Source organism: Bradyrhizobium sp. SZCCHNR1015, from assembly GCF_032489875.1.
GTDB lineage: Bacteria > Pseudomonadota > Alphaproteobacteria > Rhizobiales > Xanthobacteraceae > Bradyrhizobium.
Genome location: NZ_JAUEYW010000016.1, coordinates 189,431 through 209,123, shown reverse-complemented (window position 1 = coordinate 209,123; position 19,693 = coordinate 189,431). Strand labels below are relative to the sequence as shown.

At 64.1% G+C, this 19,693-nt stretch carries 25 protein-coding genes; 10 read left to right on the top strand and 15 right to left on the bottom strand.

Annotated elements, in window-relative coordinates:
- The first annotated feature begins 214 nt into the window (after positions 1-214).
- Positions 215-1,189, top strand: a complete 975-nt coding sequence (locus QX128_RS26595; protein ID WP_316238946.1) for a quinone oxidoreductase — start codon at positions 215-217, stop codon at positions 1,187-1,189.
- A gap of 15 nt (positions 1,190-1,204) precedes the next feature.
- Here the strand turns inward: QX128_RS26595 and QX128_RS26590 are convergent, their stop codons facing one another.
- The 3 genes from QX128_RS26590 to QX128_RS26580 all read right to left on the bottom strand — a co-directional run bounded on the left by QX128_RS26590 (position 1,205) and on the right by QX128_RS26580 (position 4,291).
- The gene (locus tag QX128_RS26590) at positions 1,205-1,480 is read right to left on the bottom strand and encodes a hypothetical protein (RefSeq protein WP_316238945.1); all 276 of its coding nucleotides are present in this window, start codon (positions 1,478-1,480) and stop codon (positions 1,205-1,207) included.
- A gap of 216 nt (positions 1,481-1,696) precedes the next feature.
- Positions 1,697-2,563, bottom strand: a complete 867-nt coding sequence (locus QX128_RS26585) for a hypothetical protein (RefSeq protein ID WP_316238944.1) — start codon at positions 2,561-2,563, stop codon at positions 1,697-1,699.
- A 1,110-nt stretch (positions 2,564-3,673) separates the two neighbouring features.
- A complete protein-coding gene (locus QX128_RS26580) occupies positions 3,674-4,291 on the bottom strand; it encodes a helix-turn-helix transcriptional regulator (protein ID WP_315713004.1) in 618 nt (205 codons plus the stop codon).
- Between the two features lie 150 nt (positions 4,292-4,441).
- On the opposite strand from QX128_RS26580, the gene QX128_RS26575 reads away from it, so the two are divergent.
- Both QX128_RS26575 and QX128_RS26570 read left to right on the top strand, forming a co-directional pair.
- Positions 4,442-4,972 carry a GcrA family cell cycle regulator gene (locus QX128_RS26575; RefSeq protein WP_316216967.1) on the top strand — a complete coding sequence of 177 codons (531 nt, stop codon included), beginning with the start codon at positions 4,442-4,444 and terminating at the stop codon, positions 4,970-4,972.
- A gap of 52 nt (positions 4,973-5,024) precedes the next feature.
- Positions 5,025-5,624 (top strand): DUF6456 domain-containing protein, encoded by a 600-nt coding sequence (locus QX128_RS26570; protein ID WP_316238943.1) that lies wholly within the window; start codon positions 5,025-5,027, stop codon positions 5,622-5,624.
- Positions 5,625-5,689: 65 nt separating this feature from the next.
- On the opposite strand, the gene QX128_RS26565 is transcribed toward QX128_RS26570, so the two are convergent.
- Positions 5,690-6,046 (bottom strand): hypothetical protein, encoded by a 357-nt coding sequence (locus tag QX128_RS26565; RefSeq protein ID WP_316180018.1) that lies wholly within the window; start codon positions 6,044-6,046, stop codon positions 5,690-5,692.
- Positions 6,047-6,294: 248 nt separating this feature from the next.
- On the opposite strand from QX128_RS26565, the gene QX128_RS26560 reads away from it, so the two are divergent.
- Positions 6,295-6,723 carry a hypothetical protein gene (locus tag QX128_RS26560; protein ID WP_315803619.1) on the top strand — a complete coding sequence of 143 codons (429 nt, stop codon included), beginning with the start codon at positions 6,295-6,297 and terminating at the stop codon, positions 6,721-6,723.
- Between the two features lie 31 nt (positions 6,724-6,754).
- On the opposite strand, the gene bamA is transcribed toward QX128_RS26560, so the two are convergent.
- Entirely contained in the window at positions 6,755-9,076 is a 2,322-nt protein-coding gene (gene bamA / locus QX128_RS26555; RefSeq protein WP_410053184.1) for an outer membrane protein assembly factor BamA, read from the bottom strand.
- 234 nt (positions 9,077-9,310) lie between these two features.
- Here bamA and QX128_RS26550 point away from each other — a divergent pair, with 234 nt between their 5' ends.
- A complete protein-coding gene (locus QX128_RS26550) occupies positions 9,311-10,366 on the top strand; it encodes a hypothetical protein (RefSeq protein ID WP_315803617.1) in 1,056 nt (351 codons plus the stop codon).
- A 224-nt stretch (positions 10,367-10,590) separates the two neighbouring features.
- Here QX128_RS26550 and QX128_RS26545 read toward each other — a convergent pair whose 3' ends face one another.
- On the bottom strand, positions 10,591-10,824 hold the full coding sequence (locus tag QX128_RS26545; protein WP_315712992.1) for a DUF6894 family protein: 234 nt from the start codon (positions 10,822-10,824) through the stop codon (positions 10,591-10,593).
- 223 nt (positions 10,825-11,047) lie between these two features.
- Complete coding sequence (locus tag QX128_RS26540; protein ID WP_316238941.1) at positions 11,048-11,278, bottom strand: hypothetical protein; 231 nt, start codon at positions 11,276-11,278, stop codon at positions 11,048-11,050.
- Here QX128_RS26540 and QX128_RS26535 point away from each other — a divergent pair.
- Positions 11,259-11,447 (top strand): hypothetical protein, encoded by a 189-nt coding sequence (locus QX128_RS26535; protein ID WP_315712988.1) that lies wholly within the window; start codon positions 11,259-11,261, stop codon positions 11,445-11,447. The genes QX128_RS26540 and QX128_RS26535 overlap by 20 nt on opposite strands.
- Before the next feature lie 2 nt (positions 11,448-11,449).
- On the opposite strand, the gene QX128_RS26530 is transcribed toward QX128_RS26535, so the two are convergent.
- The 4 genes from QX128_RS26530 to QX128_RS26515 form a co-directional block, all read right to left on the bottom strand.
- Complete coding sequence (locus QX128_RS26530; RefSeq protein ID WP_315803615.1) at positions 11,450-11,776, bottom strand: cupin domain-containing protein; 327 nt, start codon at positions 11,774-11,776, stop codon at positions 11,450-11,452.
- Positions 11,773-12,435 carry a YqcI/YcgG family protein gene (locus QX128_RS26525; RefSeq protein WP_315803614.1) on the bottom strand — a complete coding sequence of 221 codons (663 nt, stop codon included), beginning with the start codon at positions 12,433-12,435 and terminating at the stop codon, positions 11,773-11,775. The genes QX128_RS26530 and QX128_RS26525 overlap by 4 nt, the downstream gene beginning before the upstream one ends.
- Before the next feature lie 117 nt (positions 12,436-12,552).
- The gene (locus QX128_RS26520; protein ID WP_316180020.1) at positions 12,553-13,845 is read right to left on the bottom strand and encodes an MFS transporter; all 1,293 of its coding nucleotides are present in this window, start codon (positions 13,843-13,845) and stop codon (positions 12,553-12,555) included.
- Entirely contained in the window at positions 13,845-14,555 is a 711-nt protein-coding gene (locus QX128_RS26515) for a hypothetical protein (protein ID WP_315803612.1), read from the bottom strand. Before QX128_RS26515 ends, QX128_RS26520 begins: the two co-directional genes overlap by 1 nt.
- Before the next feature lie 65 nt (positions 14,556-14,620).
- On the opposite strand from QX128_RS26515, the gene QX128_RS26510 reads away from it, so the two are divergent.
- The 3 genes from QX128_RS26510 to QX128_RS26500 all read left to right on the top strand — a co-directional run bounded on the left by QX128_RS26510 (position 14,621) and on the right by QX128_RS26500 (position 16,589).
- Positions 14,621-15,640, top strand: coding sequence for a GlxA family transcriptional regulator (locus tag QX128_RS26510; protein ID WP_315803611.1), 1,020 nt, complete (start codon positions 14,621-14,623; stop codon positions 15,638-15,640).
- 202 nt (positions 15,641-15,842) lie between these two features.
- Positions 15,843-16,145: a hypothetical protein gene (locus tag QX128_RS26505; protein ID WP_315803610.1), complete on the top strand. Its 303-nt coding sequence runs from the start codon at positions 15,843-15,845 to the stop codon at positions 16,143-16,145.
- 90 nt (positions 16,146-16,235) lie between these two features.
- A complete protein-coding gene (locus QX128_RS26500; RefSeq protein ID WP_316180022.1) occupies positions 16,236-16,589 on the top strand; it encodes a phasin in 354 nt (117 codons plus the stop codon).
- A gap of 108 nt (positions 16,590-16,697) precedes the next feature.
- Here the strand turns inward: QX128_RS26500 and QX128_RS26495 are convergent, their stop codons facing one another.
- From QX128_RS26495 to QX128_RS26485, 3 genes are all read right to left on the bottom strand, one after another.
- Entirely contained in the window at positions 16,698-17,012 is a 315-nt protein-coding gene (locus tag QX128_RS26495; RefSeq protein WP_316216959.1) for a c-type cytochrome, read from the bottom strand.
- A gap of 149 nt (positions 17,013-17,161) precedes the next feature.
- Positions 17,162-17,314: a hypothetical protein gene (locus tag QX128_RS26490; RefSeq protein WP_315803608.1), complete on the bottom strand. Its 153-nt coding sequence runs from the start codon at positions 17,312-17,314 to the stop codon at positions 17,162-17,164.
- 274 nt (positions 17,315-17,588) lie between these two features.
- Entirely contained in the window at positions 17,589-17,837 is a 249-nt protein-coding gene (locus QX128_RS26485) for a hypothetical protein (RefSeq protein WP_315803607.1), read from the bottom strand.
- Positions 17,838-18,179: 342 nt separating this feature from the next.
- Between QX128_RS26485 and QX128_RS26480 the strand changes: the two genes are divergently transcribed.
- Entirely contained in the window at positions 18,180-19,376 is a 1,197-nt protein-coding gene (locus QX128_RS26480; RefSeq protein WP_409997952.1) for an OpgC domain-containing protein, read from the top strand.
- 10 nt (positions 19,377-19,386) lie between these two features.
- On the opposite strand, the gene QX128_RS26475 is transcribed toward QX128_RS26480, so the two are convergent.
- Positions 19,387-19,647: a hypothetical protein gene (locus tag QX128_RS26475; RefSeq protein WP_315803605.1), complete on the bottom strand. Its 261-nt coding sequence runs from the start codon at positions 19,645-19,647 to the stop codon at positions 19,387-19,389.
- Positions 19,648-19,693 lie beyond the last annotated feature (46 nt).

Here is a 19,693-nt window from a genome sequence, read left to right as displayed (position 1 = left end):
GGGCTCGGACTCCACGCTATGGCCGATGAACGCTGGAACGGTGATCGTTGTTCCTGTGCCGGCTGGCAAAGCCGATTGCCAAACCCAGCCGACTGCGGCTACGGAAGACCGAGGTTCGGTCGCGGAGAAGCACAGGCTCGAACGGCCCGCAAGGGGCCGGCGCGCGACCGGGCGGCGCGGCGTCGCGCAATCCGAACAGGGAGGATGACAACCCATGACAAACGCCATTCGTTTCCACAAGACCGGCGGTCCCGAGGTTCTCACCTGGGAGCAGATCGAGGTCGGCAAGCCCGGCCCCGGCGAGGCGCGCATCCGCCACACGGCGGTCGGGCTCAACTTCATCGACATCTACAATCGCTCCGGGCTCTATCCGGTCCAGCTTCCGAGCGGGCTTGGCAGCGAGGGCGCCGGTGTGATCGAGGAACTGGGCGAAGGGGTGACGGACCTGAAGGTGGGCGACCGCGTCGCCTACGGCTCGTCGCCGCTCGGCGCCTATTCCGAGGCGCGGCTGATGCCGGCCGCGCTGCTGTTGAAGCTGCCCGACGAGATCGACGACAAGACCGCCGCCGCGATGATGCTCAAGGGCCTGACCGCCCAGTACCTGATCCGGCAGACCTACCGCGTCAAGGCGGGCGAGACCATCCTGCTGCATGCCGCGGCCGGCGGCGTGGGCCTCATCCTCAGCCAGTGGGCCAAGCATCTCGGCGTTCACGTCATCGGCACCGTATCCAGCGACGACAAGGCGCAACTCGCCAAGGCCCACGGCTGCGAGCACACCATCATCTATACGCGCGAGGACTTCGTCGCACGCGTCGGCGAGATCACCGGCGGCAAGAAGGTGCCGGTGGTCTATGATTCCGTCGGCAAGGACACGTTCCTCAAGTCGCTCGATTGCCTCGCGCCGCTCGGCTACGCCGTGCTGTTCGGCCAGTCCTCCGGCACGGTCGATCCGCTCAATCTCGGGCTGCTCGCCCAGAAGGGATCGCTGTTCGTGACCCGGCCGACGCTGTTCACCTACGCCGCCAGGCGCGAGAGCCTGGTCGCGATGGCCAACGAGCTGTTCGACGTGGTCAAATCGGGCGCGGTGAAGATCGAGGTCAACCAGACCTATCCGCTCAAGGAGGCGGCCCGGGCCCACGCCGATCTCGCGGCACGCAAGACGACCGGTTCGACCGTCTTTCTGGTCTGATCTGGCGCAGCCGGATCAAACCTGCTCGTGCTTGCGCAGGTCGTGGAGGTGATCGAACCGGACGGCCTGCAGGTCGGCGTCCCGCCCATCGATCTCGGGCAGGGCGGCTTCGGACATGATGTCGGCGGTGACGTCGGCAACCGATCGGTCGACGATCTCGTGGATGAAGCTGACGTTCGAATATTCGCCCGACGCGATGCGCGCCACGACGTCGCGCCGGGTCATCTCAGGATCGACCACGGCCTCGCGTCCGCGCCGGCCGTAGTCGATCATCACGACGAAATACTGCATGGAGCGCCGGTTCGCCTTCGGCTGACTGTGATGCTCCATTATTTCTTTAAATCAGAATTTTGTCAAGACTGATTCGGTCCACCCTCGCCTCACCGACTCCATCCCAGCCTGCGCGGCCATCACCAAACCGGCATCAGCCGCGGAAATAGTCCAGGCGATGTAGCGTGGCGTCCGGAAGCATGTTCCCGCACGCCATGAAGACCGCGTCATCGCCCGTTACTGCACGTTGAACGTCGCGCCGGGACATTCGGTGGTCACGCTGATCGGGATCGCCTGCGCCGCCGCCGCGGTCGGCTTCGGCTTCGCAACCACCTTCCAGCGGCCGGGCTTGTTCAGCCAATATCTGTGCCTCGATGTCGCAATGCGGCGCTCGGTATAGGTCGTGCCCTTCCAGATCAAGGGGCCCTTCGGCTTCGGTGCCGCGACCTCATGCCATGGTCCGAACTCGCCGAAGTCCATGAACCACAGATGCCATTCGAGCTTCTGATATTCATGGTGGGACGCGACCACCTCGACGATGGGGCGGCCGTTCAGCCACGACACCTCGTCCTCGAGCGGCTTGATCTGCTGGCAACGGGTATGCAACGGCTCCTGAACGCGAAGCAGATCGTCTCGCTGGCTTTGCGTGAGCATCGCCGAGGTGACGGGCAGTCCCACGTTCGGATCATCGGCCGGATATGAGCAGATCGGCACCGTTGGCGGCCCCTGGCCCGTCCAGGGATTGTTGCTGCAGTAGACTCGCCTCGTCACCGACGAAATGCCGGTGGTCGCCGTTTCCTCCGCCTTTCCGGTTTCCCGGTCCCAGACACCGCTGAACGTCGTCTTTTGATTCGGCGGACAGGCCACGGTCTTGTGGGCCGTCCACCAGTGCGAAACCTCGAATTCATAGTACGAGTAGCGCGGCTCCGGATACAGCACGGCTCTGACGCTGGTCAGCGCGTGATGCGCTTCGCACGCCGTTCCATAGGTATCCAGCCAGCACACGAGGTGGAAGTTTTCGTTCGGCCAGCATCCCGCACGCGCCGACGACGTGAAGCCGAGTGCGGCGATCACCAAGCCAAAGGCAAGAAGATATCTCCGCATGGCGTTTCCCATGATGGCGTTTCCCCATGTCCTGCCTGTGCAGCCACAGGTTAATGGTGAGTTTGCTCTGGCGCGGCGTCTGGTCCTTGATCGGGATCAATCCGCTTGCGCGACGTCGTCGACCTCGGCCGGATATCGGCGATGACGCGACGGCGCAGCAGGTCCGGCTCGCTGTCGGGCGCGTGTATCGTCGGGGCGGGCCACCGCTTGGAGCCGAGATAGCGCAAGACCAGCCTGTCCCACCAGTCGCTCTGCCTCGTATCGAGGATTGCAGCGTTCAGGCGCTTTCGAATTGGGCTGCCTTCCGCGAGAGATGGCGAGGAGCTGCGGGTCGAGGACTGATCCGGGCGCCAGGCGCGGCTGGTGGCAAGGCGTCACGCCCGTCGGGCGAATCAGGGGCGATGCGCCCGCACGATGGTCCGTTTCATGGCCTTCGATCGCCTGCAGACGACGTGTGCGGAAACGCTTGTTTTGGGCGAGGCTTCAACGCATTGCCCCGATCCGGCCCGCCGGGCCGAAAAATTCTTCTTTCTCTTTTTCAGAATTCGTGATTGTCTAGGCGCATCCCGCCTCATGGAGAGGGCGTATCGCGGTCGTCACGACACGTGGAGGCGGGGAGTGATGGGCGGGCCGGTTTGCAGCGTGGTCATTCGCGCGGACGAACAACATCGGCCCGCACGGTCAAGTCGCGTGGTCCTGATACTCCGATGCCAGTATCAAGCCTGCGCTGGCGCCAATGGCGCGGCGCGGGTGACGGTGACCAGACAGCCCGGCGCACCGGGGAGAACGCGAAGCAGCCGTGAAAACCATCGCGCAGGGAGGGTCGGATCGTTCCGGCTGGACCTGTGGTACCTGCCGCCTGCATTTTTTGAGCAGGCGGGCCACGGGCCTCAGTCGAGGTCCGGCCTTCCCTGCACCCTCTCGTTTGAAGAGGGTGAGACCACTGTATCACTCGGACGCCTGGGGCGCCGCGAGACCATGGACGCACATCCCCATATGTCGCTCAGAATTGTCGATCACGACGGCGCAACAGGCGCGGTGCCCACCCTCCACTGGAGGGAGGGGATGCAGGGGGAGCGCCTCGGCGTCCCCTGCATCCGGCCTCGAGTCTTACTTGTTTGCCGCGCGGGCGCGCGACTTGGCGGCCGCCTTGGCGCGGATCCGCGAGATCTGGCCGCGCGGCAGGGTGACGAAGATCTCGCCGATCCAGTCCAGCTTGACCCCCACGATCGGCTTGGCGTTGAAGCTCTTCAGATTGACCACGGACGGCGATTTGCCCCGTTCGATCGTCTTCAGGTAACGCTCGCCGGACTTGAGGCGCACCACCGCCTCCTCGCCGTAGAAGCTCGACAGCGGGTGGCGCTGCTCGCGGTAGACCACGATCACATCGCCGTTCTCGTATTTCGGCAGCATCGAATCGCCCGTTACCTCGAAGGCGATGGTCTCCTCGGAGATCGGGAAGGGCAGGGCGACCTCGCCGAGGCCCTCGACGGGCACCTGCTCGTAATCGGGCTCGATCACCGAGCCGGCGCCGACCCGGCCCATGATGGGGACGGAATTGAGCTCGAGATACTCCGTAATGAGCGGAATCTCGGCCGCCTTGATCAGGCGCTGGCCGCCGAGGATCTCGGAGACCGCGCCCGGCCGCACGCCCATGGCGCGGGCCAACCCTCCTTTCGTCTTTCCTGGCTTCTCGAGTGCACGCTCGATCATGGCAACGTCCAACATGGCTTTGACCTCTTTTGCGAATCTCGGAAGACATTATATGTTTCGAATAATCAGAACTCAAGCTTGACTTTTTCTTCGGAATATCGGAAGATTTGGCCGTCGGGTGAGCCGGCGGGTCCGGCGGCCCCGACCCAGAAGGAAGAGGCGAGAATGCAATCCACAGATTGGCCAGACCAGCATTCCAAGATGCTGTGCGAGCTTCATGCCCAGGGGCGGTCCTATGCCGAGATCGCGCGCGCGCTCAATGCGCAGTTCGGAACCGCCTATACCCGGAACGCGACGCTTGGCCGCGGCAAGCGGATCGGGCTGGCCGCGCCGGGCGGGCCGAAAGCCGCGCGATCCACGCCCCGGCCGATGTCCGCGGCGTCCCGAACCGGACGGCGGAGCCCGGACGCGGCGGCCCGGCCGATGCCATCCGCGGCGAAACCCGCGGCGGCCGTCAAGCTGCGTTGCGTCGGCATCAGCCCGCGCCTGCTGTCCCTCGACCAGCTCGAGCGCAACGATTGCCGCTACCCCTATGGCGGCGACCGGGACGACGATCCCATCACTTTTTGCGGTCATCCGCGCCAGCCCGGCTCCTGCTACTGCACGCCGCATTACCATCTCACGCGGCTTCCGCCCGAGGAAACCGCTTCGCGTCCCGCCGGCCGTTTGATCCTGCGGCTGGTCGCGGCCGCGTAGAGCGCGGCAAGCCCGACCCGAACCGACCCCATTCATTTTCCGGAGACGAGACATGGCGCGCCCCCGACGCAGCAAGCCCCATCGCATGTCCAAGACCCACGACCGCAGAGCTCACAACCTGCCGCGAAATGCAGACGTGATTCCCGTAGAGATCGACGACCCGCTGGCGCTTGAGCCCGGCGAAAAGATCGTCGCGTTGCGATCGGTCCGCAGCGACCCGCTCGGCCGGCTGCACGCGCACAAGCAGCTCGATGACGCCCAATACCGGGCCGGACGGGCGTTCCAGAACGATTGGGAGCGGGCCGAGCGAGGCCCGCAGGCGATCGATCCCTCGCGCGAGCACGTTGACGGCGCCCGCGGGCGCGAGCCGGTCACCGAAGGCCAGAGGCGGGCGGTGCTGCGGCTCAACCGCGCCGAGCGCGAGCTCGGCGCCGACGGCGCGGCGATTACCCATGACATCCTGGTGCACGGCCTGACCATGGAGCAGGTCGGACACAAGCGGGGGCTCGCCAGCCAGCGCTGGAACGACTATTTCGCCCGCCGCTTCAAGGAGTGCCTGGACCGGCTGGCCGTGGTCTACGGGTTTTCCACCGACAGGGTCCCCAGGACATGCGATGGGGCCGTGCGATCGGGCCATCGGGGCGAGAGCTAACGGCTGGTCCGACCGGCCTCGTTCCGTCGTCGACGGTACGAGCGCCGGTCGGACAATCGTTTGGTTCAGGGATGGGGCGCCACGACATAAGTGGTGCTGTAGGGCTCGACGCGCAGCGAGGCATGCGACAGCAGAGCAATCTTGGCCGAAGGTGCCATCTGCAGCTCGCCGTTCGGGCCGCGATGAACGTTGTACTGCCAGGCTGCGAGGTCGCCTTTCTGCGCCAATGCGCGCGCAACGGCGCTGGCATCGTTCCCGCCGATCGTAGCCAGCTCTTCGCTATTGAGACCGATGACGATCTCATCCTTGACGGTCACCACCTTGAACAGCGAGGTCGCGCTGTCGCCGGCGCTCGCCATCGAAGCGGTGAGCGCCAGCGTGGCGACGGCGCTGAAGAATGGGCGTGTCAGTCTGGAAGGCATGAGGACTCCTGTTGCCGACGGCATGATGGACGGCGTCGGTGTGCAGCCATTGGTTCCCGACGGGCGGCCATCGGTTCGCAGAAATCGATGCGGCGGTGGGCTGAACCAGGGGGCGTGACGTCGCGTCTAAGCACGATTGCGGGATGCGTACGTGCCGCCGGACGGCTGGTTCGTCCTGAGTTGACACAGGTCAAGCTGCACGCCCGGCCATGTTGTATTCGGGAATGAGTGAAGTGAAGGGTGATGCCATGTTCAGCGGGAAATATCGATCTCCTTCGGCCGGTGGAAAAATCGCGATTGCGGCCGTCGCGGCCATCGCCGTGGTGGCAAGCGCGCCGGCGCCGGCCCATGCGCGGGTGGCGGGTCCGGCCAACAAGCCGGCGGTCGCGACGGCGACAGCCGGCGATTTGACCGATCTCAGCGCTCGCCGGCGCTACCGCCGCGTCTACAGGGGCAATCCAGCCGCCGGCTTGGCCATCATGGGTGCAATGATCGGCACCTTCGGCGCAATCGCCGCGCATCAGAACGATGACTATTATTACTATGGGCCCGGCTATTATCCCGGCCCCGGCTATTACGGGCCGCCGCGGGTGTACTACGCACCGCGGCCCTACTATGTTCGCCCGTATTACGGTCACCCGTATTACGGCCCGCGCGGTTACTATTATCCGTACTGACGCGACGCTCCGTCGACGTTGCAGCGTTGGCTCAGAAGCCACCGGCGCTGAAACGAAGCGGCTGCACGACGTCATACGCCGCCTTGCTGATCGGGACCGCGTAGTCGACGGTAAGCGGTCCGAACGGCGATGCCCAGGTCATGCCGACGCCGACCGAGGACCGCAGCACGTTCCTGTTCGCCACCTGGACATTCTGGGTCGGGCCGCGATAGCCGAACACGGTCCCCGCGTCGACGAAGGCCGATGCACGCAGGCCGTATTCCTGCGGCAATCCGGGAATGTTGCCCTGCAGCTCCGCCGTGGTCGCCCAGAACAGGCTGCCGCCCACATTGTCCATCGTCGATCCCGGCGTCAGATCGCGCGGTCCGAAGCCGCCCGGCGCGAAGCCGCGCACCATGGTAGGACCGCCGAAGAAGCTGTTGAGCAGCGGCGCCTGCTGGCCGCCCCATCCGGTGATATAGCCGCCCTGCGCGCGCACCATGCCGGTCAGGTCGCTGTTGATCGATCGATAATAGCGGACGTCGCCTGTGGTCCGTAAGAAGCGAACGTCGCCTCCGAGGCCGGCGAGATCCTGCGTCAACTGTGAGCGGATGCCGCTGGTCGGCACCTTGTTGTTGTCGAGGGTGCTGTAGGTGACGGTATTGCCGAGCGAGGACACCGTCTGCCGCCCGGCTGCGACCGCTTGGCGAACCGGCAGGGACACCGCCGCCGGCGAGATCCCCGGTGCGAGCACCACCCTCTGGTCGTAGAGGGAATAGCGCCACAGCATGGCAGTCTGCTCGCTGACCGGCATGCCGAGGGTAAGGGCGCCGCCATAGGTGTTGCTGCCGAACGATTGGAACGTGCTGACCATGCTCTGTCGCGCGAACAGCTCCATGCCAGGTGTCGTTCGACCGAGGGCGTAGGGCGAGGTGAACGACAGGCTGGCGCCTCGCGCGAACTGGCCGTAGGTGAAAGTGGCCTGCGCAGTGTTGCCGGTGCCGAGCACGTTGCGGTCACCGATCTTGACCTCGGCGAGCAATCCGTCCGTGGACGAATAGCCGCCCGAGACGTTGAAGTCGCCGGTCGCCTGATCGATGGCCTCGACGTCCAGCACCACGCGATCGCTGGCCGAGCCAGGCCGCGTCGAGATCTTGACGGTCTTGAAGTAGTTGAGGTTGCGCAGGCGACGTTCGGCGCGGTCGATCAGCGTCCTGTTGTAGGCATCGCCCTCGCTGACGTCGAACTCGCGTCGAATCACGTCATCATGCGTGCGCGTGTTGCCGTGGATCTCGATGCGCTCGACATAGCTGCGCCGTCCCTGCTCGATCTGGAAGATGACGTCGGCCAGCCGATCCTGCGCATGGCGCGTGATCCTGGGCTCGACCTGCGCAAACGGAAGGCCGAGCTTGCCAAGCTCGGCCGTCAGGACCTCGGAGGTCTTGTCGATCTTGCTCTGGTCGAACGTGTCGCCCTGCTGCGCCAGCACCAGCGGACGCAGGCGCTCGCACGTCAGCCCCTGCACGTTACAGGAGATGTCGACCACCGCAAGCCTATAGAGGACGCCTTCCTCGATCGCAAAGGTGAGGTTGTAGCCGCCATTTGCCGCGTCATAGTCGACGCTCACGTTCGTGACCTCGGCATCGGCGTAGCCGTGGTTACGATAGTATTGCCGCAGCAGTTCGCGGTCCTCGTTGACGCGATCGGCGTCGTAGACATTGCCGCCGGTCACGAAGCTCAGCACGTTGGTGGCCGAGGTCTTGATCACCGCGTGCAATTGCCGTGCGCCGTAGGCCCGGTTGCCCGTGAAGCTGATCGCCCTGACCGGCGTCTTCCTGCCTTCGGTGATCGTGAAGACGAGATCGACGCGGTCGTTGCCGCGATCGATGATCTCCGGGACCACGCGGACGTCGTCGCGTCCCACACGATGATACGCCTGGATGATGCGGGCGACGTCGCCCTGGACAGTTGCGCGCTGGAGGCCGGCTCGCGGCTTTGATAGCACCGCGCCCGTGAGCTCCGCATCCTTCACCTTCTTGTTACCTTCGAAGGCGACGCGATCGAGCACTTTTGCTTCCGAGACGCGGACCACGGTCCGTCCATCGGCGCGGCTGATCTTCACGTCGTCGAACAGTCCGCTCCCAACCAGCGCCTTCAAGCCGGCGTCGAGCGCGGCGGCGTCGTATCGCCCGTTGACGTCAGCGTGAAAATAGGATCGCACGGTGTCGGCATCGACGCGCCGATTGCCCTGTACTGCAAGGGCTTCGCCCGCTACGGCCGGCGGCGCAGACGTCAGCACCGACAGTGTCGCAACGATCAATGCGACGTGTCGCGATCTGCTGTCTCCGCGGTGACGGCTGTTCCGGGCGGTCAACATGCACGCATCTGCCTGCTCGTCATGCCCAGATGCAAGAGCCGGTGGACGGCCAAATCATGTCGAGGCCGTGGAGACTTGGCGGCCTGCGATCACGCCTGCGAAGGGTGACCGGCAGGGAACCGAGCACGGCCGCAGATTCGACGCAGAGTCGATTCAAACGGCGTGCAGCATCGTCCTCATCCGTACGCGCCAGCAGATGCTGATGCGGCGAACGTTTGTCGGGAGCAGACCATGCGCGCGATCGCCTTGGCCCTCATCGCTTGCACTTTCGTTCAATCAGCTCTTGCTGCTGCGGTCGTCCCGGAGATCGACCCACGCGCGTCGCTCGGTGTCGTCCAGAACTGGATCTACAACTATCGCACCAAACCCGACTACGCCCATGTGCCGGCGGCGGTCCGGGTGCTATTCCATTCACAGACGTTCAAGGAGCCGGAGAACGCGGGCATTTATCTCGGATTCATCGCGGGGGCGATCGGCTCCAATCCCGCCAAGGCCGAACAACTTGTCAACAGCTTCTTTCCCGTGCCTCCCGAGGAGGAGTGGGTGGTCGTGCGAGCCATCGCTTATTCAGGTCTGCCGGACTGGCGCAATCTCATGCGCAGGGTGGCGCCGAAGATGCCGGGCCGCCGCGTGATGATCGACGGCTATCTCAGCGGCGCACAGCCGACCTTGATGGACATCCCATTGGAGGAAACGAAGCCTGGCGTGATGGACAAGCTGCGTGGCGCATTGACGCAGAATCCGTTCAAGAAGGAGGAACGCAAGCTCGACACGCGGCTCAGCTACGCGACCCACCAGGATCTGCTCGACATCCTCTGGGGCTATTACTTCGCAACCGGCTCGCGCGTACCGATCCAGCGTATCGTCCAGATGCTGCCTTGGTCGAAGAGCCGCGACACGGTCGACAAGCTGACGATCGGCAGCATGGCGCGCTATACGCTTGCCAGCTACTCGGTGCGCGATGCCAGCCTGCGCGACTATCTCCGGGAGGAACTGGCGCGGCAGTCGGGACCGGTCAAGGAGCCGCTCAGGGAGGTGGTCGAGGCCGCCGATACGGTGCAGCTCGGCGCCGTCCGCAAGGATGCCGTCGCCGCCGTCGAGGAGCTGAAGACCAAGGGCTCGGATGCCCGGCGCAACATGGATTTCTGGGGACAGCTCGGCGTCGGCGCCCTTGCGCTCGGTTGTGTCTCGGCCGCCGCGCTGGGGCAGGTCGCCGTCGGCATCCCGTGCGTGATCGGCGGTTCGGCCTCCCAGGGCCTGCTCTCGTTTTGGGAGAAGCAGCAATAGGCCCTCGGTGGTGCAGCGGCGGCGTGCGTTGGCGGCCGAGGAAAGGAGAGAGCCGGTCGAGTGGATCGGCGGGGCGTCTGGCACTCAGGGGGCTCTTGATGCCGAAGCGGCCCGGACCGCGCGTCCGATATGCACACTCAAGAGTTGTCTTGCTTTTCGTGCCCTCTACGAAAAGTAGAAAAAGCAGTCAGCGCGCAGTCACTGCTGGCACGCCTATGAAAAAATCAGGACAGGCTGGCTTTCACTGCAGCCGGATAAACCGGCTCGCGGTGAACCTCCGCGCCAGATTCGTCGACGACGACGATGGACAGCCTGCGGTCGGTGATGCGCGGGTCGTGCCGGAGGCGCCGGGCCAAATCCCGGCTGTGCTCGATCGCCCCTGCACTCGTCGCAAATTCCAGGCCGGTCCGGTCTCTGGTCGGAATGCCATCCTTCATATCGAAATAATAAGTGCGCATGGTCTTCCTGCAGCCGCTGTGTCGCGGGAGTGGGCACGGATCCCGGACAGGATCCGCAACCCATTCTTCCCCCAAGCAAACTATAGAAGACCTCTAATGTGGAGGACAAGCTTACCGCTTCCGTAATCCCCCCGCCTCGTTCGGTAAACGACCGTTTCCACTGGTATCGTCAGCCAGAAACTGCCAGAAGGCTCAAATTGTGACGCCGAAATCAACCAACCGGTCAGTTCGGCTTGCTGCGAGAGTTGTTCGCTGGCATACTTTCAACCTCTTCGGGTTCCGCACGGTCGATTTCCAGGCGGGCCATCCTGAGGATCAGGGTCGCAGTCGTCAGACCAAGACTTTCAGCCTCGATTGCTGCAGTATCTACCTTGCGTGCAAGGCCTTCACGTTTGCTAAGGACTGGCATTACTGTTTCCTGCCAAAGGTGCGAGATGAAGAATTCAACATTCATCGCGGAGCTGCACACGAAGCTCGGAGCCCCATCGAGCGAAGCCGTGGAAAGCCTTCGTCTGCTGAAGGCATTCCTGAAGCTGGCTCCGGGCCAGCGCATCGAGGTGATCGAGATGGTTGAGCGGTTGACCGCGGAGTCCCTTTCGGAGACCGATCGCCCTCTGTCCTGAGCTCATCCCTCCCGATTGCATGCAATGGTTGCGGGCGGTCGCGTCGCGATCGCGTAGATTGCATCATCCAGCGCTTCCGATTCGTGCAGCGTCCCGGCCGGCAGCAGAATCTTGTCGCCGGCCGTGCAGATGCGCTCGCCGCCTTCCCAACGAAACGTGAGCCGTCCCCGGATCACGACGAGGATTTCGTCGACCGGGTGGGTATGAAAGGCGTGAACCTTGCCGGCCGCATCGTGCTGCAGCTCGATGCAGCCCTGCGTCGGCAACAGCGCCAGGATGTCGGGATCGATCGCAAAGCTGGTCTTCGTTCCAGCGATGATCTGGGTCATGCGGCCTGCTCCTTGTCTGCGATGGACGATGGCTTGGTCTGCGCCAGCTTGTGGAAGGGACAGGCCGGCGGCGGCTGGTTGTCGTCGTAGAGGAAATACTGCTTGAACTCCCGGCCCTCCGGATTGCCGTAGCGTCCGAGCTGGGGCGACGGCGCCGTCGTGTCGAACGGGACCAGCCGTTTGCGCACCTCGCCGAAGGCCTTGGCGGCGGCCTCATCGGTGCCGAGCATCCGTTCGAACACCCAGCGCGGTTGGAAGGTCAGCATGAATGCGCTCGAGCGACGGCTTTGCCGCATCACATGCGCGGGTGTGCTGCAGACCACGAAGATCGGCTCTCCGGCAAACGAGAACTCCCACATCGGATGATCGACGGTCTCGGGAATTTCGGCCGGCCACGGCTGGCTGTCGACGCGGGCCAACTGATCGAGGATCTTCCAGAACTTCTTGTAGTAGGAGTCGATGGTCTGAACCGGGCGCGGGCGGGTGAACAGGACCAGCGAGGTGTTGGGCCCGTGCGAGCGGCTCTCGGAGACGAACAAGGCGAGCTGCTGGCCGAGCACATCGATGTCGATGGGGTCGAGAAACAGATAGCGAAGCTGATCGTGACGATAGCCCGCGACGCCGTATACGCACGGAAAGGGTCTTGCTTCGCTGCTCATCTGAGCCTCGAATTCCGAAAACAGGACGCTCTGCCAGCTTCCGGCCTGATGGCCGGATCGGACTTCGTCCCTTCTCAAATACAAACGCGACATACTGACCCTCTCTGTTTTTTATGCTTAAGTACGAAGTATCAATTTGCGCCTCATCATCAGCGGCCCAAGCAGTCCAGGAAGCGACATCAGGAGAAGAATCTCGATCAGGGCTGCGTAGCCGGAATCGCTGGCAGCACTGCGCAGGCTTGATCCGATGTCGGGGTTGAGGCCGCTCGCACTCACCATGGCAAAGGCGATCACCGGCTGAGCCAGTCCGGCAAAAATGCCGGCGGCCGTCGTATTGATCGATGCGCCGACGCCGATGCGCTCCGCCGTGTAGAGATGCTTGGTGCTTTTCAGGATCAGCGGCACGGTGCCCCCGGCCACCAGGCCGAGCAGGGCGAACACCGCGCCGACATAGAAGAAGCCGAAGCTGTGCGCCAGTGCCGGCAACAGCATCACGACGAGCAGCATGCGCAGGAAGGTGATGGAGATCAGAGCTGCATTGAGCGACTGCATCCGGTCCGCGGCATGGCCGAGAAAGATCGATCCGATGGCGTTGCCGACCATGAAGGCGAGCAGGGGGCCGCCGGCCGCCGACGGCGAGATGCCGAAATAATGCGCGACCATCGGGATGCCCCATACGCCGGCGAGCGTGGTCACGACCGCGAAATGCGCAGCGAAGCTCATGGCGCATCCCCAGGTCGCGGCCGACCCGAGCGCATGCCAGCTCGTGATCAGGACGCTCTTCAGCGTCCTACTGGTGTAGTTCGCCGGTGCGGATTTCAGGGTCGCCGACGCGCAGGCGAAGTTCACGACGCCGACGCAGGCAATGAAGAGAAAACAGGCGCGCCAGCCGAAGCCGCTGACCGCAGCAGCGAGCGGAGTCGTGGCGAGGACGCCGCCGACATAGCCCGATACCTGGGAGACGCCGGACATCAGGCCGAAACGCTGGTCGGAAAAGCTCTGCGCGACGAGCTTCAGCAGCGCCGTGAACACCAGCGCGTCGCCGCAGGCCACGACCACCCGCGCGATGAAGACGTCGAGCAGGGTGGGCGACAGGGCGAAGGCGGCGCTGCCGAGCACGGATGCCGTCATGCTGCACAGCACGACGCGCTTCACACCGTAGCGGTCGACCAGCACGCCCGCGGGGATTTGCATCAATGTGTAGCCCCAGAAGTAGCTGGAGGCGAGCATCGCGACGCCGGAGGCGTCGGTGCCGAAGTCCCGCATGAAGTCGAGGCCCACGGTCTGCGGCGACATCCGCTGCAGGAAGGCGATGGCGTAGGCGAACGCGACCGTTCCCCACGCGACATAGGCGCGATCGAAGAACCGGAGCGGAGAGGACGCGACCGCCTGTTGTCCAAGCGCCGCCATCACACCCTCGCGTAGCCGACGGAGAACAGGGCGTCGGCGGAATCCGGGATGATCCGCGACATCGCGGTCTCAACCAGCGAGGCCCTGCCGTGATAGTCCTGCCTGATGTGCTGGATGTGTCCATAGGCGCCACGCATGATCATGTGGGGCACCTCGAGCTGCTTGCCCGGATAGATGGTCGCACACATCTCGACGCAGGCGGCCTGCAGCTCGGCATCCGCGGACTCGTCGAGCAGCGACGGCGCGACTCTCTCGCAAATCTTGGCGTTGGCCGCCCACACGATCGGGTTGCGCGTTCGCCATCCGTACAGAATTTCCTCGCCGGGCGTGGCCGACCCAGGATGCTTGAGGATCTGCGACGTAAAGAACCCATACAGGCCACGGCCCTGATGTGCGGGTAGTACTTCGGTCCCACTGCGGTAGATGGCCAGCCGCTGCGCGATCGTCATCACGCGATAGACCGAGAACGCGACCAGTCCGATGTGATCGTAGACCAGAACGAGGCTGTATTTGCTGTCGAATGGCGACGAGGTCGCGGTCCAGTGGGGTTCGATTGCTTTCCAGTTAATGGCAATGATCGAATTCATCGCATCCATGATCGGCTGCCGATCAGGCTGCTGGATCTCCGACGCATCGGAGAAGCTGTAGACGGTGTAGTCGTCCCAGGGCGAGGCGACCGTCTTGTATCGGCCGTCCAGGTTGCGCGACATCGCGTGAACTCCAGCACTGCAAGGTCGAGCTATACAGGCGGGGCTCCGATGGCTTAAAGGACAATATGCCCTCGAATTCTGCCAACTCTCCCCGGCGTGCTGCGGTGCGTCGAGATGGTGCCGAAAGGCGGCTGGCGATCTTCGCCTTTCCTGGAGTGACACTGCTCGACGTCTCCGGCCCGGCACAGGTGTTTGCCGAGCTCAGCGAGATCGAGCTGCCGGCGCCGGGCTATGTGCTGAGCTACGTGTCCAAGGAAGGCGGGCTTGTGCCGACCGATGTCGGCCTGATGATCGACACTGCGCCACTCTCATCCCTGAAGCCTGAGGAGGTCGATACGCTGCTGATTCCGGGGGGGCCCGGCATCTGGAAGCTGCGGCAGGACGAGACGGTGATGCAGTGGATCGGCCAGGTGCTTCCCGGCGCCCGCCGCATCGCGTCCGTCTGCCTCGGCGCCTTTGCGCTGGCCTGGGTCGGAGCGCTGGAGGGCAGGCGGGCCGCGACACATTGGCGCTATTGTCCGCGCCTGCAGGACAGCTTTCCGAACGTGAAGGTCGAGCCCGACGCCATCTTTGTGCAGGACGGCCGGGTCTGGTCATCCGCAGGCGTGAGCGCCGGCATCGATCTCGCGCTGGCGATGATCGAGGAGGATTTCGGTCATACGATCGCACTCGACGTGGCGCGACGGCTCGTCGTCTTTCTGAAACGTCCTGGCGGCCAGAGTCAGTTTTCGACCGTGCTGGCGGCGCAAGCGTCCGACGTCGAGGGTCGGTTCAGTGCGCTGCATGCCTGGATCATCGAGAACATCGCCAGCGATCTGCGGGTCGAGGCGCTGGCCGCGCGAGCCGGCATGACGCCGCGTACCTTTGCCCGCACCTATGTCAGCCGTACCGGGATGACACCGGCACAGGGAGTCGAGGCGCTCAGGGTCGAGACGGCGCGCCTCCTGCTCGAAAGCCGCCAGGTCGAAAACGTGGTCGAAATCGCCAAACGGGCTGGTTTTGGCGACGACGAGCGCATGCGGCGGGCGTTCCTGCGGCATCTCGGTGTGTCGCCGTCGGAGTATCGGCGTCGCTTTTCGGGCTGATCGGCGCTTGCCGCGACCGCGGCTGACACTTTTCGCCGGAGTCGAGGCCGCTCCCTTTGCCTTCAAGTTAATCCCGTCGCTCGCGTTGCGGCCAGGGCGGCCATGAAGTGTGCGATCGCTCTAAGGCTTCCGTAAAATGCCACGGGTAAAACGCTGAAAATTCGATGCAGATCCGCCCCTGCAGAGCAGTGGGGAAAGGCCAATGACCAACATCGTTCCCTTTCGCACGAGAGTACTCTTGCCTCACGCCGCCTTTGCAAGGGCGCAAGCGAAGGCCGCGGTTGTGGTGGCCGGTGCCGTCCACACGGACAACGTGCGAGCCGGTGCATTCGGCGTCAGGGAAGATGTGAGAAGAACTGTCCTCCTCCTCGATCTTGCCCTGCAGCATGCGCGAGAACTCTCAGGTTTCGTTTCGGACGAGCGCGCGCGGCTGACCTATGATCGTCATCTCGCTTCGATCGAGCACGCGCTGCAGATCGCGCGCCAACGTCTGGCCGCGCTCTGACAGGCGCTTGCCGGCTTCTTCCCGCATCCATTTGCACGGCGACGCAGGGAGTCGGATGTGGTAGTTGGATCTGTCGTGGAGGACGCAACGATGACCCAAACCAAACTCGAAGTGCCCGCTGAACTGCGGGACCTGGCCGAAAAGACCATCTCGCAGGCGGAAAAGGCGTTCGAGATGTTCTTCGACGCAGCCGGCAAGTCGATCGGCACGGTTCCGGGCCCTGCCGCGGACATGTCCAAGCAGGCGCTCACTCTCACCGAGCAGAACATCAAGACGGCTTTCGAGCACGCGCGAAAGCTCGTTCACGCCACCGAGCTCGAGGAGGCGATGCGGATCCAGTCCGAGTTCCTGCGCAGCCAGTTCACCAACGCCGGTGAACACATGAAGACGATCACGGCGAGCATCATGTCCGCCGCGAGCAAGGTGACCGAGCCCAAGAGCTGAACCGCGAGCCTTGCCGTCGCAGGAGCGACGGTCTGCATGGACGGAGCTCGGCGGCAGCGCTGCCGCCGAATGGGCGCGGGCGGACCAGACGGGCGAAGGAGCCCAGCCCTATTTTCGCAGGCTGCCGATATAGGCGGCGATGTCGGCTGCCTCCAGCCGGTTGAGCGGAAAGCTTGGCATCTTCGGATGCGGGTCGAGCAGGAAAAACGCGATCTTCTCTGGCGTGAAATCCGTCTTCTTAGCAATCTGGGCGAAGGAGGGAACGTCCGCGCTGGCCTGCTTCTGCGTCCCTTCGATGAGGTGGCATGAGGCGCACCAGCGACGGGCCAGATCTCCGCCGTGATCCGGATCGGCGGCCCAGGCCGGTGTCGAAGCCGCAGCCGCGATCGCGATCGCGATAACTCTCATCACCGAGGCGTGCATCAAGAAACTCCTGATCTTTGTCTGTTGGGTGGTGGCGCACCTCGCCCAAGTGGCGGCGAGCGGCTCATGAAGGAATGTTTCGCCCCTGGAGAGGGGCGATCTTGGCCGTTCCGCCGCGCAGGCACGCGGCGCGTCGATGAATCTCGACGTCAATTACAGCACGATTTGGGAAAGTGGGACAGGTCGATCCGGCTGACGATCGCCTTCAGGAGCGCGGTCGCACGGCGCAGCCAAGACATATCGGTCGGGCGAGACACGTCGGGCGAGGCGGTGATCGTCAACTCTTCCGCAACGTAGGACATGTCGAGCCCTCCCTGTCGCTCAGCATCTTTCCGCTCAGCCTGTTGACGAGGTGCGTACCGCCACATGCGGGGCATGCGGCCGCCTCATAGGCGTCGAACTGGTCGGCAAGAGCCGGTGTGGCCAAGCCGATCTGCACGTTCGATCCCGTCTGGGAGCAGCGAAAAACGAGAGTTTCCATAGTCTGAACATGACAAATGCCGGCATCGATGCCTTGATCTGTCTCAACAGACGATGAGCCGACCGGCGCTCGCCGGACTGCCAGGGAACAGAATGTCAGGTCAGGCTATGCGATACAGCCTTCGCCCTGTCGATCCGTTCGGCGACGTTCACCGTGGACACGGAACCCGTCTGGGCCGCACGGAGGGCCGCATCGATCTTCGACTTCACGCGCCGCGCCGCGAGCGCGGCGAGTCTGGTCTGGGTGCGTCCGGTCTTGATCTGATCGCCAAACTCGTACCGCCATTCCCAAATGTCCGGTTCAGCAGTCGCCACGACCGTATATTGGACACCTCGGTGGATCACGGAACCCCCCTGTCAACACTTCCACTCAAAGTCAACGTCTAACCAATCTACAATCAATCCGGGCAAATACGGGACTGGAACAATTGCCAGCTCCGCGGTTGGTGAGATGGTTAACACCACCATGCCGACAATGTTCCGCAGGTACCCGGCTTCCGTGCACACTTTTCCAGTGCGGATATCGGCTGTGCACAATCGGCAAATCGCGCGGGGCAACCTGAAGACGCAGACGGGGGGCGCGTTCGAGGGCCCGAAATCTGCCAGAAGGGCGGACGACGCGTGTTTCGGATTCGAGTTCCGATCGATGACCGGCAGGAGATATTAAGGCACGACATGCCGGAGTCGATGTTGGTCCGCCATCCCGAGACGAGGTCCATCTTGTTTGCCGATGATCAAGAGCTGGCGAAGACAGATAGCGTGGCAGCCGGCAACGGGAACGGCAACGGACGGCGTGACCTCCGGGTCGACGCGTGCCGGGGTCTCGCCCTCTGGTTCATCTTCATCGATCATGTTCCAGACAACTCGCTGGCGTGGCTGACGCTGCGCAATTACGGTTTCAGCGACACCTCCGAGGTGTTCGTCTTCATCTCCGGCTACACCTGCATGCTGGCCTATGGCGGAGCGCTGCGGGACCAGGGCTGGGCGACCACGGTGGTGCGGGCGTTGCGGCGTGCCTGGGAGATCTATGCGGCGTTCCTGGTCCTGCTGCTCGCCTATGCGGCGCTGGTCTGGGTGATCGGCGGCGGCACGCGCTTCGTCGACGAGACCAACACCGGCTTCTTCTTCCGCGAGCCCGGGCCGACGCTGGTGCACGTGGCGCTGCTGCAATTCGCGCCGGTCAACACCGACATCCTGCTGACGTTCGCAATCCTGCACTTCTGCTTTCCCGTCGTGCTGTGGCTGATGATGACCAGCGCGACGCTGACGCTGGTGCTTTCATTCCTGCTCTACATGATGGTTCAGCTGTTCAGCTGGCAGGTGCCGGCGTGGCCGAGCGGCGAGCTGTATTTCAATCCGTTCGCCTGGCAGTTCCTGTTCGTGATCGGCGCCTGGTACAGCTATGCCGGCACCACGCGGCTGCGCCGGCTCCTCGACTCGCCGATGCTGCTGGTCGTGGCGATCGGCTATCTCGTCTTCAGTCTGCTGATGGCGCTCAGCTGGGAGTTCAAGAGTCTCGAGAGCCTGATCCCGTCCGGCATCAGCGGCCTGATCTATCCGATCTACAAGAGCCACCTTGCGCCGGTGCGGCTGTTGCATTTCCTGGCGCTTGCCTTCGTGGTGTCACGGCTGGCGCCGCCGCAATGGAAGGGGCCGATCCGTCCGCTGACGACGGCCATGATCAGGTGCGGTGAGAGCTCGCTCTCGATCTATTGCGTGGGTGTGCTGCTGGCCTTTCTCGGCCAGGTCGTGCTGACCGATGTGGCGAGCGGGTTCGCGATGCAAATTCTGATCAGTGTCGCGGGGATCGCGATCATGATCATGGTCGCCACGCTCCTGACCTGGGAGTCGCAGCTCGACCGGCGTGGACCGCGGCTGTTCTGAGCGCCGCCCTTCAGCGCCGGCGCGCGACCGCGACCCCGAACAGGAAGGCGACGAACAGGCTCGCGAGCGGCGCCTCGCGGGTGATCGCGCTGACGGTCGACAGAGCGGTCCCGGGCCGCCGCGCGTCCCTTGCCGCTTCGCTGAGCCGGTCGACGGCCGCACTCAAGGTGCCGACCATCTCCCCGAGTGTGCGCGACATGTCGGTCGCGGTGTCGAGCGCGCGTTCGGCGACGCCCGGCTGTGGAGGAGTTTCGAACGTTTCGCTGCTCACTTTGGTCGCCTTCCTGCCGCGGCTCGTCGGATTGGCCCCCCGTGCC

Coding starts and splice junctions, on each gene's coding strand:
- QX128_RS26545 (WP_315712992.1), bottom strand. CDS start 10,824: ATGCGCACTTATTATTTCGATATGAAGGATGGCATTCCGACCAGAGAC.
- QX128_RS26515 (WP_315803612.1), bottom strand. CDS start 14,555: ATGTCGCGCAACCTGGACGGCCGATACAAGACGGTCGCCTCGCCCTGG.
- QX128_RS26500 (WP_316180022.1), top strand. CDS start 16,236: ATGACCCAAACCAAACTCGAAGTGCCCGCTGAACTGCGGGACCTGGCC.
- QX128_RS26565 (WP_316180018.1), bottom strand. CDS start 6,046: ATGCCTTCCAGACTGACACGCCCATTCTTCAGCGCCGTCGCCACGCTG.
- QX128_RS26575 (WP_316216967.1), top strand. CDS start 4,442: ATGCAATCCACAGATTGGCCAGACCAGCATTCCAAGATGCTGTGCGAG.
- QX128_RS26540 (WP_316238941.1), bottom strand. CDS start 11,278: ATGAATGTTGAATTCTTCATCTCGCACCTTTGGCAGGAAACAGTAATG.
- QX128_RS26570 (WP_316238943.1), top strand. CDS start 5,025: ATGGCGCGCCCCCGACGCAGCAAGCCCCATCGCATGTCCAAGACCCAC.
- QX128_RS26530 (WP_315803615.1), bottom strand. CDS start 11,776: ATGACCCAGATCATCGCTGGAACGAAGACCAGCTTTGCGATCGATCCC.
- QX128_RS26505 (WP_315803610.1), top strand. CDS start 15,843: ATGACCAACATCGTTCCCTTTCGCACGAGAGTACTCTTGCCTCACGCC.
- QX128_RS26480 (WP_409997952.1), top strand. CDS start 18,180: ATGTTGGTCCGCCATCCCGAGACGAGGTCCATCTTGTTTGCCGATGAT.
- QX128_RS26535 (WP_315712988.1), top strand. CDS start 11,259: ATGAAGAATTCAACATTCATCGCGGAGCTGCACACGAAGCTCGGAGCC.
- QX128_RS26495 (WP_316216959.1), bottom strand. CDS start 17,012: ATGCACGCCTCGGTGATGAGAGTTATCGCGATCGCGATCGCGGCTGCG.
- QX128_RS26560 (WP_315803619.1), top strand. CDS start 6,295: ATGTTCAGCGGGAAATATCGATCTCCTTCGGCCGGTGGAAAAATCGCG.
- QX128_RS26595 (WP_316238946.1), top strand. CDS start 215: ATGACAAACGCCATTCGTTTCCACAAGACCGGCGGTCCCGAGGTTCTC.
- QX128_RS26525 (WP_315803614.1), bottom strand. CDS start 12,435: ATGAGCAGCGAAGCAAGACCCTTTCCGTGCGTATACGGCGTCGCGGGC.
- QX128_RS26585 (WP_316238944.1), bottom strand. CDS start 2,563: ATGCGGAGATATCTTCTTGCCTTTGGCTTGGTGATCGCCGCACTCGGC.
- QX128_RS26490 (WP_315803608.1), bottom strand. CDS start 17,314: ATGTCCTACGTTGCGGAAGAGTTGACGATCACCGCCTCGCCCGACGTG.
- QX128_RS26510 (WP_315803611.1), top strand. CDS start 14,621: ATGCCCTCGAATTCTGCCAACTCTCCCCGGCGTGCTGCGGTGCGTCGA.
- QX128_RS26590 (WP_316238945.1), bottom strand. CDS start 1,480: ATGCAGTATTTCGTCGTGATGATCGACTACGGCCGGCGCGGACGCGAG.
- QX128_RS26520 (WP_316180020.1), bottom strand. CDS start 13,845: ATGGCGGCGCTTGGACAACAGGCGGTCGCGTCCTCTCCGCTCCGGTTC.
- QX128_RS26580 (WP_315713004.1), bottom strand. CDS start 4,291: ATGTTGGACGTTGCCATGATCGAGCGTGCACTCGAGAAGCCAGGAAAG.
- QX128_RS26550 (WP_315803617.1), top strand. CDS start 9,311: ATGCGCGCGATCGCCTTGGCCCTCATCGCTTGCACTTTCGTTCAATCA.